The sequence below is a fragment of the Ancylomarina sp. genome (assembly GCF_041555295.1).
GTDB lineage: Bacteria > Bacteroidota > Bacteroidia > Bacteroidales > Marinifilaceae > Ancylomarina.
The window spans coordinates 1-12,045 of the sequence record NZ_JBFFKR010000094.1 but is presented as its reverse complement, the minus strand read 5'-3'; the positions used below and the strand labels follow the sequence as shown (position 1 = coordinate 12,045).

Genomic DNA, 12,045 nt, shown 5'->3' with positions numbered 1-12,045 from the left:
TTCAGAAGATTTCTGATCGGCATGCTTCACAAATCCTTTACTTTCCCATGGTGTACCACAACACAAAGAACTCATCTTCTCTGGGAAAATCACTTCATAACCCGCTTTTTCCAATAAATTTTGAGTCACAATATGTAGAGGTTGTTTATAAGGATCTCCTTTGGCTGGCCCCATGGTCTGAGCGATACAGGATGGGAAATACACGACTTTTAATGGATTCTTTTTATTTATTGGATGCGGACTTGGAGCATTAGCTCCTTTAGGCATAGCTGCAGTCCAAAGTGGAATCGTATTGCCACTCACGGTTCTGAATCCGCCGGCAACAGCTCCCAATAAAGTTGTACCCATTACTGTATGTACACCATTAACAAACTTAAGGCTACCACGAATGACAGGACCCAATTTTTGGAAATTATCGGCAACCCATTGACTCTGTTTTTGTGGTCGATCACCGGCCACATTCAACGATCTCAAGTACTTAATATACTTGCCAGTATCAATACCAACAGGACAAGATGTGGCACATAAACCATCACCTGCACAAGTTTGCTCGCCTAAGTAATCGAAGCCCTTTCTTAATTCTTTTAAACGATCATTATCTTCGCCAGTCATTTCCAAACGCCTAATCTCTCGTTGCACCACAGTACGCTGACGTGCAGAAAGCGAATAACCTGCGGTTAAACAATTCACTTCACAAAAACCACACTCAATACAGGTATCGACAATCTCATGTACAGGGGCAAGTGTCTTAAAATTCTTAATGTAACAATCAGGATCTTCATTGAGGATAACACCAGGGTTCAATAAATTTTTGGGATCGAACAGCTGTTTAATATCTTTCATCAACTGATAGGCTTCTTCTCCCCATTCATGCTTAACAAAAGGGGCCATATTACGTCCCGTGCCATGCTCAGCCTTCAACGAACCGTCGTACTTATCAACAACTAAGTAGTCAACCTCCGCCATAAATTTTTTGTATTGCTCGAGCTCTTCAGGCTTGTCAAAATTCTGATTGAAGATAAAATGAAAATTACCTTCCAAAGCATGTCCATAAATCACACCATCCTTATAACCATACTTGGCAATTAGTTCCTGCAAATCAGCTGTGGCTTGTGGTAAATCCTCAAGATGAAAAGCAACATCTTCGATAATACAGGTAGTTCCTTTTTCACGTAAACCTCCAACCGCAGGGAATACCCCTTTTCGGATATTCCAAAATTTGGAATACTCCTCAACTTTATCGGTAAATTCAATAGGACGAACCGTTTTATAGCCCTTTAAAAGTAATTTAATTTCATTAATGTTATCATCAAGATCTTCCTTACTATCAGCCATTGTTTCAACAAGAATTGCTGTCACACCATCAGGAAAGTCTTTGATAAAAGGAGGAATCCCATCGGCATTTTCAACAGAACGCAAAGCTATTCTATCGAGCATTTCAGCGCCATGAACTGGTCCAAGCTTCATACTTAAAACCGATTCACATGCACTTACAATATCATGAAAATAAATCATGGCACTGGCTTTATACTTAGGATTGACAACTGTCTTCATTGTCAACTCCGACATAAAAGCCAGCGTTCCTTCTGAACCCACCATCAGATTCACTATAATTTGAAAGGGATCGAAATAATCGATAAAAGGGTTAATGCTAAGTCCTGTGGTATTTTTTATACTATACTTGTAACGAATGCGATCTGCTAAAGTCTGATTGGAGCGCACACTATCGCGCATCTCTTCAATCTTCTGAATAAAAAAAGCATGCGTTTTCATGAAGTTCTTTTTGCTTTCATAACTACCCGTGTCAAGCACGGTCCCGTCAGCAAAAATCAAACGTGCAGAAAGGATTGTTTTATACGAATTCTCATGTGTTCCACAATTCATACCCGAAGCATTGTTCATCACAATTCCCCCAATCATGGCGGAATTGATGGATGCAGGATCGGGTCCTAGTTTACGTCCGTAAGGGGCCAAAATCTGATTTACACGAGCCCCCACAATCCCTGGTTGCATGCGAATCTCTTCTCCATTTCTAAGAACATCAAATGCTTCCCAATTTTTCCCCGCGATTATGAGGATTGAATCGGTAATAGCCTGTCCTGCGAGACTTGTTCCCGCAGCCCTAAAAGTGACAGGCAATTCATATTTATTGGCTAAGAACAATGCCTTTTGTACTTCATCGTCATTCTTAGCTCGTACAACGATCTGAGGAATTAAGCGATAAAAACCGGCATCGGTTCCGTAAGCTAAATTTCTAATTTCATCTGTATACAAGCGCGAAGGTTCAATCGTTGATTTTATTTCGTCGTAAAACTTTTTATAATTTCCTATCAACATAGTCTCGTGTTTTAATGTGATTTCAATGTCAGATTAAGCCTAAATCAGTCATGAATTTGAGCTCATCAACAAGCTGGTAAATGGTATGGTAATATTCAAATTCCCTATCCCGTGTATCTTTACAATGGCATTGGATCAAAGCCTAAACCGATGAAAACCACAAGAATAATCATAATGAATAGATAATATATAAATGCGGGTATTGCATTTCGGCGTATAATGGTTCCTTCGGCTCCTACACAACCCACTGTTGCACAAACAGCAACAACATTGTTAACACAAATCATATTTCCAAGAGCAGCACCACTGGTTTGGGCAGCCACAATCAAGACCTCCGGAATTTGAAGAATGGAAGCTGTTTCGAATTGCAGAGAAGCAAACAATAAATTAGATACCGTAGCTGACCCTGACATAAATGAACCTAATACGCCAACAATAGGCGCTATCACAGGATAAGCAGCCCCAGACAAATCGGCAATCGAATTAGCCATCACGGTTAACATACTATCTAATCCTGCACCATTTGTTCCTGACTTTAACATCAACTGAACCATAGCAACACCAGCAAACAAAGCAATAGCTGCGCCGTTGATTTGCTTAAATGTAGTTTTCCAAGACGATAAAATCTCCTTGGTCTTCATGCGATACATTACATTGGTAATTAAAGCAACCAATATAAAAGGAATCGTTCCTGGAAGGTATGCCCATTTCAAAACATAATTTAAGTCTGCGATACCCAACACATTAGATATAGTTAAAGTTTGAGAAGCAAGAAAAGATTTCAATCCCAATGCAGGAATACGTGTAACAACCAATATAATGGCAATTAAAGCATATGGCATCCAGGCTTTAAAAAGCCCCATCTTATTTTCAGTTGGCTCCTGTATTGTTTCATTAGACATCCATGATTTTTCCCATTCTGATTTTATTGGGAAATCCCATTTCTTTTTAGGAACAAGAAAACCTCTTTTTGCTGCAAAAATAACAATCCCTAAACCAATAAATCCACCTAAAAGAGAAGGTAAATCAGGACCTAAAGTCGCTGCAATTAAAACATAAGGTACTACAAAAGCCAAACCTGCAAAGATTGCAAATGGCGCAGCAGCCAAAGCTGGCTTTATTGATTTCTCTTTTCCAAAGAAACGTGTCAATATGATAAGTCCTAATAGAGGTATAAAGATTCCAACCATAGCATTAGGTATGGCAACCCACTTGGTCAACATCAACTTAAAACCTTCAATGTTTGCACCAACACCTGAAAGGTTTTCGCTAAGTGTAGCCATGGCTCCACCACTAATGGGTGTTCCCACCGCACCAAAAGGAACAGGTACTGAATTGTAAATTAAAGCGACCATAGCTGCTGCCAAAGGAGGGAAACCGAGACCAACCAAAAGCGGTCCTGCCAAGGCTGCAGGGGTTCCAAAACCAGCTGCACCTTCGATAAAGGCTCCAAACATAAAACCGATAATGATCGCTTGTATACGTCTATCCGTTGTTATACCATTGAAACCGTTGTTAATGGCAGCCATGGCACCCGATATCTTCATGGTATTCAGGATTAAAATGGCTCCAAAAATGATGATAAGAATATCAAATGCTTTTAAAAATCCGAAAAAGGAGTAACCTAAAACATGGTGTAAGTCGATTTCCCATACACCTAGAGCTATGGTTATTGCTAGTAATAGAGATAAAGGCAGGGCCTTTTTTGCACCCCAGTTAAAGCCAACCATCAGGATGATGGTCAGCAGAATTGGAGAAAATGCAAGTATTGCGTTCATAAGTTAAATTTTAGGTCGTGATTATTATGGGTTAATTATATGATCTGTTAGGACTTCAATTCACTATTGCTATCCCTGATTGGGTCATCATTATCATGCGGATGTATTGTTATAAATCCTACTTGCATGATACCATCCAAAGCAGCAAGTTTGTGCTTCAAATCGGCTAAATTTTTATTCGTTTCCATCTTATTTTCATTGAATTCCATAAGGCTTTTTTTTATTAGTAGTTACTCAACAACAACCAAGTGCTTTTCGATAAATTCGGTGAGATGCATAACCTTAATCGCTTTCTTTTGATGCATTAAACCACCATTTATCTGCATAACACAGCCCGGGCAATCAGTAACCAAAATATCGGCTTGAGTCGCGTCAATATTTTCAATTTTCTTATTCAATATGCCATTCGAAATGCTTGAAAAGTCAAGCGAATAAGTTCCTCCAAATCCACAGCAAACATTACTATCGGTTAGGGGAATAAATTGTTTCCCAAGTACCGCTGAAAGGAATGCCTCGGCAGAATAATCAAGTGATCTGGAATCGTGACAAGGCGTATGATAGGTTACCGTATTTTGCCCCAGCACCTTGAATTTAATATTATTGTCTTCCAAGAACTTACCAACAGGAGTCACCATGCTTCCTAATTGAGAAGCCTTTTTGTATCGATCAGTATCTTCTTTTGTGAAATCCAAGAACTCATGTTTAATCGCTCCTCCACAGGTTGGACAAAGAACCAATAGGGCTTCATAGTCAGCAGCATCACTGAGGTTATCAAGTGTATTAAAGATCATTGTTTTTGCATTGTCGGGATCTCCGGAAGCAATTGCAGGAATACCACAACAGGCTGCCGTTTTAGGAATATCAACCTGAATACCGCTCTTTTGAAGCAACTTGACCATAGCCAATCCCATTTCAGGATAGAAATACTCAATGGCACAACCTGGGTAAAAGAAAACTTTACGTTGTGACGAAAACTGATCATAGCCATCCTTGAAAAAACGCTTACTGAAGGTTTTGGAAGCCAATGCTGGAAATTTCCTAAAATCCATTTCCTTGGGCAACATGGGAACCGTCTTTATTATTTTTTCCTGATTTAACTTATGGGTCGTAGTTAATGGGAATTGGAAACTTGCGCCCAGACTTAAAAGGGATTTCATTCTTTTGGGTTTCGCAACCACAGTTTTAAATACCTTCTCTTTTATGGGATTAATGCCATACTTTTTACCTACAACGAGTTTTAAATCAGATATCAAACTTTGAAGATCTATCCCAGAAGGACAATTAAAAGAACAAGCTCTACATCCAATACACATTTTAAGAATGTCTTTGGCAGCCTCATCGCCTTGGTAAAGTGCGGTTAGAATCAGACCTATTGAGCCAATATATCTGTCTCCATAAACATGACCTCCAACCATTTCGTAAGCAGGACAAATATTGGCACAGCTACCGCAACGAATACATTTTAAAGCTTCCTTGAATTTAGGATGTTCAAAAAAGGCCAGTCGCCCATTGTCAAGAAAGACATAATGCGTTTCTTTAATTCCGTCCTCGTTTTTATGAGATGGGACTCTACCCTTAATCCAAGTTGTATAGGAAGTTATGATTTGGCCGGTTGCACTTTTAGGAAGAACACGAACAATATCAAGTGCTTGGCTAAAATCATCGCAAAGCTTTTCGTAACCAACCAAAACAATATGCACTGGAGGCACAGTCGATGACAAGCGTGCATTTCCTTCATTGGTTACCAAACCAATAGTTCCTGTACTAGCAACCGCGACATTTGCACCTGTCATTCCAACACCAGATTTGAAATAAGATTCACGAAGAAAGCGACGGGCAATCTCGACCATAGCCTTAATGTTTTCAGGATCGACATCTTCTCCAGTATAATCAGAAAATATTTTAGCAACCTGCTGACGGGTTTTATGAATGGCTGGCATCACCATATGAGAGGGGTGTTCATTTGCAATCTGTAGAATCCACTCACCCAGGTCTGTTTCAATAGGACTCAAGCCTTCTTTCTCCAAATACTGATTCAATTGAATCTCTTCAGAAGTCATAGACTTGCTCTTCACCATATATTTGACGCCATGATCTTTCAAAACATCAGCTATATACCTGCAGGCATCATCACCAGTATGGGCCTGAAATACTTTACAACCATGCTTCTCAACGTTCTCTCTAAATAGGTTGAATTGTTGCATGACTTTATTCAAATCACGATCTTTTAAATCATGAACTTTGGTTCTTAATACTTCGAAATCCAAGCCTTTGTAGGCATTCTCTTTTGATGCCTTATAGGCTGTAGCAAAACCCTTAAGGTTTTGATACAATACTTTATCGTTTAATTTCTCGTCTATTTGGGTCTGTATTGTCATGGCGTCCGCTTATAAGTCGTTTAAAATAATAACTGTCATTTCCTTTGGTCCGTGTACACCAACAGTAAGTACTCGCTCAATGTCTGCAGTGCGACTGGCTCCTGTTATAAACGCAACGTAGCCTCCACTTCCCGAGGTTCTTTCTTCGAGGAATTCGGTAACATCATGCATACTGGCAACCAGTTTACTTAAAGGGAAAATCACATCTAGTTTTTCGGCAAGGCAGCTTGCTAATCGTAAATTCTCGTTGCAGCTATCAATAACAACCGATCCTGTTTCTCCAATAGCAAAATCTGCCTCGATTAATGCTCTCCCTATGCCAGCTTCGCCTGCACGACAATCAAGGGCTAAATCAAAACTGGGAACATGGATATATTCAAATTGATCCTTATTAAACTCGTTTTGGAAGTCGACCATTTTCATGATGCGGTTTTCATTTCCAACAAGGGCAGATTTTTCTAAAAACTGATCTAGTAATTTCATAGCTGTCATTATATTCAGGGGTTAGTCTTTTGTTTTGCTGTGGAATCCCTAACCAATAGGAGTGCCAAAAATACACACGCATTACTATACAGAATCAGTCTAAGAGGGATAAGTCTCGATACCAGTACATTATCCACCGAAAAGGTTTGCGTAGTGATTGATTTAAATCGTTTCCGAAGCTGTTCAATTCTGAACACTAATAAAACTCAGACTATGCCATTCTGAACACTTGGCTCTTTTTGAACAGGAAACAATGCACTATTTTAAGATGAATTTGATGATCAATCAGCCTATTGGCAGATAAGAATAACGAAGCTGTTTATTATATATCGAGATAGAAAAGCACTCACTTCAATTTAAAGAGCTTTGATTTCAACAGTTATTCTCGTCAGTTATGAGGCTTCATAAAAACAGTATGAATATGCGACTAGGTGAAGGTGTGCCACACTGAGGACATAAATGTGTACAGAGCAAGCACAGTCGGGATATAAATAAATTAGTGGCATAAAAAAAGCCTCCACTATATGGAGGCTTATGTGAATAGACGAATGGGTTTAATTGTTAGAGATCCTCAATGACATAAATCAAGGTTCGAAGATTTTCATGTGAGAAACTCAATTCGTTATTATAAGAGTCAGCCGTATTACTTGAGATGCCTCGAAACATATCAACAGCAGGTTTGTCATTCATCTGATCGTGTTGAGACATAGAAGAAAGAATTTTACTGGAAGGAAGAATAATATGTAGTGATTCAGCCAATAGCATTGTCACTAAAACATCGGAATCTTGCGTATTAATAACCAGTTTGCCAGAATCGGCTATTCCAAAATCAGCCTCCAATATGGCATTCCTGGAATTACTGATATCAAAGGATGTTTTATTCAGATCAAAACTCTTCAATCGAATAAAATCAAACTGAACATTTTCCTGCTTAGCCGCTTCTACAAAAAGATTACTTTCAACTTTCAAAGAATCGTGTCCTAAGTTTTTTGAATTCAAGAGAAATGAATCCATAAGATTTTCATTCTGATTTCCACAAATCGTTTTTTTCAACTGTGTATCGGTTCTAACTTCCATATCCGTTCAAATTTAAGTGAGACTTTGGCTTATTGGAAGACAAAAGAAGTGCCAAAGATCTATTTTAAAGATCTAAACAACCAAACAAAACACTAAAGACTAACTATATGACACTTACAGGCAGATGAGACAATATAAAATCCGGAATCAAAATGTTCAATTTTGCGCAGCACAAGAATCGCTTGTTTCCAAAATGAACACCTGTGCTAAACCGCACACAAACAAAGCCAATCCTGCATATGTAATTGACAGATGCAGGATTGGCTTTGTTATTAAGTGATAGAATCTTATCGTTCCTTTTAGGTCATATAAAAATGCTTATAGTTTATTCATTCTACTCCGAAGAGCACTTCGTGTAATACATAAATAGTCTGCTGTTTTAGATTTGTTGTTATCAAACTTTTTTAGAGCTTTCCTAACAATTTCCAACTCCAACTGCTCAATATCCAATTCATCATCAGGTAAAACGATTTTACCAGGAACCAGAGCTTGTTCTGAAGTCACAAAATCAGTGTCTTCAGCTTGCAAAAATCGTAAATGCTCAGGTTTTAACTCAAGATCGTTAAAAAGCAGTGTTGCCCTTTCTATGGAATTTTTCAGTTCCCGGATATTTCCAGGCCAATCGTATTCCTGTAATATTTTTTTTGCAGCCTTACTGATGAAACGAAATCGACGTCCCCGTTTTTTTGAATACTGATCCAAAAAGACTTGAGTAAAGGATAAAATTGCCTCTTTACGTTCTCGCAATGGGGGAATATACAGTCTGCCTGTATTCAAACGATAGTAGAGATCATTTCGAAACGTTTTTTCAGCCACCATTTGTTTCAGATTTCTATTCGTAGCGAAAATGACCCTAACATCCAGACTTATGGCTTTGTTTCCTCCAACACGATACATCTCCTTTTGCTGTAATACGCGCAACAATTTGGGTTGCATATCCAAAGGCATCTCTCCAATTTCATCCAGAAACAGCGTGCCTCCTTGTGCCAATTCCAATTTACCAAGTTTCCCTTCTTTTCGTGCACCCGTAAATGCACCCGTATCGTATCCAAACAGTTCACTTTCGAACAAACTTGGAGATATAGCAGAACAATTAATAGAAATAAAAGGCTGAAGCATATCACTTTCGTGTCCGAAATGTACCAAACGAGCCATAACTTCTTTTCCAGTACCCGTTTCTCCTTCAATCAAAACAGGAACTGACCTGTCCTCATGAAATTGTTCAGCCATTTTTACAACAGCTCGCATGGCATCAGAAAAAACACCTACTTTTCCAACACTGGTTATATCACGTATTGTTGTTTCGTAGAAATTAATTCGTTCCGATTCTTCCTTTCTATCATTTGAAACTCCATTTTCGAGATTCTTTTTATAATTGCAACTTTCATCTTTCAATCGAATACTCTCTGCAACTCGCTCAATAAGAATGGCTAATTCCTCAACATTAACAGGCTTAAGCAGATAATCATAGGCATTGCTACGTAGAGCGTCCAGAGATGATTCCAAGTCTCCAAAACCCGTCATAATTATAACTTCAATTGAAGATCCAGAGGGGAGTAACTTTATTCTTTTCAAAAGATCCAAGCCAGAAATACCTGGCATTCTCATGTCGGAGATGACCATTTGATAATCGTCGTCTTTTAAACAAGACAAAGCATCATCTCCACTGTGGCAAAGTTTTATTTGGTAGCCCAATTGCTCCTCAATAAATTCCGCTACTGCAGATCCACTGGATTTATCATCATCAACAATAAGAATTTTCATATGTTTATTGTATTACATTTTTCCATATGGAGTACTTTTTTTTGAATCATACATCTAAGAAAGATTTAACTCATGGAGCTTCATCTTAATTTAAAGACGAAAATACAAATCTATTTTCAATCTTGTAATTTAAATCGCAAAATAAAACTAGCTCCCCCATCTTCATTATTGTGGTTGGATATTTCGCCTTGAAATCGATCAATAAACAATTTGACAATGGCCATACCTAAACCACTCCCCTTTCCAGAACCTTTGGTCGTAAACAAAGGATCATATATTTTATCACGAATGGAATCTTCAATACCCATTCCATTATCATGAATTTCCAAAACACCATGAATAGAATCCTGATACACGACGAGTTTAATTTTCTTATTCACCTTCTGAACTTCATCTAAAGAATGAATGGCATTTACTATTAAATTCACAACAATTTGCTCGAACTGCACATAATTTGCACAAACCAGAACAGAAGCTCTTGGAAGCTCATCAATCAGTTCAATACTATGATCGCAAACCTGACGTTTAACCAAAGACAAGGATCTTCTCACGCCTTCAACCATATCTATAGTCTCGTTTAAAACCACATTTGGCTTATCATAGAAAGTTCTCATATGCTTGATGATAGCATCTATACGCGAGGTTTCTTCCGAGATGGTATTGATTTTCCTTACAAACATTTCAGGCAATAAACCTGGATTTCTCTTTTGCCAAAATAAAATGCTATCCGCTGAAATTTTAATGGCATTTAAGGGTTGATTAATTTCATGAGTGATACCTGCTGACAAAACCCCTATTGATGCAAGAAGAGAAGATTCCTCCAACATTCTCATAGCTTCAACGTTTTTCTGTTCTGCCTCAATTCTGGCATTCATTAAAGAATTACGTTCCCAGGCATTCGCTATCATATTGACCGTTGAAAAGAAAATACTAATTTCATCACGAGTCCATTTATGAACTTCATTTTGTGAAAAACCCATCAAGCCTACAACTTCATTCTCGACCATAACCGGCAAAAGAACAACTGCCTTAATATTTCTCTTCCTATAATATTCTTGCTCTATTTCGTTTAAATTTGATAAATCTGTAGAAACAACACTGAGGTTCATCTTCACACGGCTAATGGCATTCTCTATTTCAGAAAAGTAAAAACGGTCAACATCCTTTATACGATCCCCCTTTGTTAAAACCCTACTTTTGATTTTAACAGCAGCATTCGCTGAATCGTTGAAAGAATAAAGACTAACCCGTGCAACATTCATCTGATCAGTCATCAATTTTAAAACATCGTCCAAAACATTTTTAAAATCTTGCGAAGCATTTAATAGGCGTCCAATTTTACCCAGCAAACGCTCATGCATCACCGATACTTTTAATCGTCCCTGTTCCTTCAATAAGGCTTTTTCTGCCTTAATCCTGCGTAATATCGCTCGTGAGAGAACAAGAATTATAATCGTTGCTAAAAGGATAATTACAAAAACAATATGAATCCATTCCTTGTTATCACTATAAAACGATTGAGGTTTATTAACGATATGCGTCTCAGGTGGAAGAATAGCTCTATTTATCCCAAAGCGCCTAAGCTCTTTATAGTTTGCCACGTACTCATCAAGCGGCTCGCGGTAAATCGGGATCGAGTCTGCAGGTGTTCCGGCAATGACCTGAAGAACCATTTTTGCAGCCATTCGCCCATGCAGTTTACCACTAACAACTTTACCACCTAGCACACCGTCGGATATGAAAAATGCCCATGCAATATAAACAGGAACGCTGCTTTGAGGAACCAAAAGATCTAAATTGTCCTGAAAACTAATGAATTTCCCATTTTTATCTTTATTGTAGGTCAGTAACAAAATTGAAGTGTCACCCTTTACTTTTTGAATGTTACCAACCAACTCTTCAATGCTTTGATCCTCATAATAAATGAAATCCAGTCTTTTCTTGTATTTCGTTTCAAGATCGAGCATCAATAGTTTATTCAACCTGGCTGTAGTCGTTTTATTATCATTAATAACAAGAAGATGTTTGGTATTGGGTCTTGTACTCAAGACCAAATCGACAATACCTTCCAAATCCACAGCTTCAGAAATACCCGTAATATTGTTCAAACCCGCTATCAATTCATCCTCAAAATGATTAATCCCACAAAAGATGATAGGCGTATTTTGAAAGTATTTTTTTCGATGATCTTTTACAAAAGACAAGGCATTGTTATCTGAGACAATAAT

Annotated in this window: 8 protein-coding genes; all 8 read right to left on the bottom strand. The window is 38.1% G+C overall.

Annotated features, from left to right (window positions below; translation table 11 throughout):
• On the bottom strand, positions 1-2,337 hold a 2,337-nt coding region (locus tag ABY905_RS08635), incomplete at its 3' end, for an FAD-binding and (Fe-S)-binding domain-containing protein (protein WP_372642578.1).
• 119 nt (positions 2,338-2,456) lie between these two features.
• Positions 2,457-4,115 (bottom strand): L-lactate permease, encoded by a 1,659-nt coding sequence (locus ABY905_RS08630; protein WP_372642576.1) that lies wholly within the window; start codon positions 4,113-4,115, stop codon positions 2,457-2,459.
• Between the two features lie 47 nt (positions 4,116-4,162).
• Entirely contained in the window at positions 4,163-4,324 is a 162-nt protein-coding gene (locus tag ABY905_RS08625) for a hypothetical protein (RefSeq protein ID WP_372642574.1), read from the bottom strand.
• A 21-nt stretch (positions 4,325-4,345) separates the two neighbouring features.
• Entirely contained in the window at positions 4,346-6,493 is a 2,148-nt protein-coding gene (gene ldhH, locus ABY905_RS08620; protein WP_372642572.1) for an L-lactate dehydrogenase (quinone) large subunit LdhH, read from the bottom strand.
• Positions 6,494-6,502: 9 nt separating this feature from the next.
• The gene (locus ABY905_RS08615; protein WP_372642570.1) at positions 6,503-6,976 is read right to left on the bottom strand and encodes a lactate utilization protein C; all 474 of its coding nucleotides are present in this window, start codon (positions 6,974-6,976) and stop codon (positions 6,503-6,505) included.
• A 561-nt stretch (positions 6,977-7,537) separates the two neighbouring features.
• Positions 7,538-8,053, bottom strand: coding sequence for a hypothetical protein (locus ABY905_RS08610; protein WP_372642568.1), 516 nt, complete (start codon positions 8,051-8,053; stop codon positions 7,538-7,540).
• Positions 8,054-8,371: 318 nt separating this feature from the next.
• Positions 8,372-9,817 carry a sigma-54-dependent transcriptional regulator gene (locus ABY905_RS08605; protein WP_372642566.1) on the bottom strand — a complete coding sequence of 482 codons (1,446 nt, stop codon included), beginning with the start codon at positions 9,815-9,817 and terminating at the stop codon, positions 8,372-8,374.
• Between the two features lie 116 nt (positions 9,818-9,933).
• Positions 9,934-12,045, bottom strand: a 2,112-nt coding sequence (locus ABY905_RS08600) for an ABC transporter substrate binding protein (protein ID WP_372642564.1), incomplete at its 5' end; no start/stop codon positions are given.